The organism is Maritimimonas rapanae (assembly GCF_057837205.1).
In genome coordinates this window covers 1-908 of sequence record NZ_JBYQFI010000006.1, presented here as the reverse complement: position 1 = coordinate 908, position 908 = coordinate 1, and the positions used below count along the sequence as shown (strand labels likewise).

Here is a 908-nt window from a genome sequence, read left to right as displayed (position 1 = left end):
ATCTCCGTCTGTATCACAAACCGAACTTATAACGCTACTATCTAAAACACTTGCAGTCGTTCCTTGTAAAAGCCCTCCTGGAATTCCATCCGAATTAACTGCAGCTAATAAAGCCCCTAAACCATTTACATCTGCCAAATCATTAGAACCAGCCCCTTCTAACGCATCAAAACAACTGTCGTTATCACTGTCTGTATCTAAATAATCTTCAACACCATCATTATCTGTATCTAAAAGCGTTTGGACTAACGTCTCCCTTATTGATATCTTATCTACAAACAACTCATCTGCTATAGAATTAATACCCGAAGCACTATAAGCTCTAATTAACGCATTACCAGTTATGTTTGCCGTAAGATTAAAAACGTACTCAGTCCATACAGAATTTGTAATTGCAATTTTTGAAAAATTGCTAAAACCTGTCCAAGCCGCAAATTCTTGTACTCCGTCTATAGAAACTCCTTGTTTAGCCCAAATTCTTATCGTATAATCTCTCCCATTTACCACAGGGAAACTATACTCTCCTCTTGCAAAAGCACTTACCCCTGTTGATGTTATTTTTATACTTGAAACACCATCAATTGGCATTGTACCATCTGACGTTAATGTCACATTTTGAGCAACCCATGAACCAACCCCATTTACCTCTGTGATCGTGCTAGCTGCATTATCTTGAGCATATAACTCCGAATTTTCTATTGCATCATGAACACCATTACTGTCCAAATCTGTAAATCCATCAATCCTGCCATCATTATCACCATCACTACCCCCTGATTCTACTAAATCAGAAATACCATCATTGTCTGAATCTAAATCTAGATGATTTAAAATGCCATCACCATCCGAATCAATTAAACCCTCAGTAACATCCAAGATCCCATCATTATCATCATCTAAATCAATAA

The 908-nt window shown here is 37.1% G+C and carries 1 pseudogene; it reads right to left on the bottom strand.

Features of this window, described 5'->3' with window-relative positions:
* Nucleotides 1-908 (bottom strand): annotated as a pseudogene (locus AC3IF2_RS13220) (hypothetical protein); the annotation flags it as partial.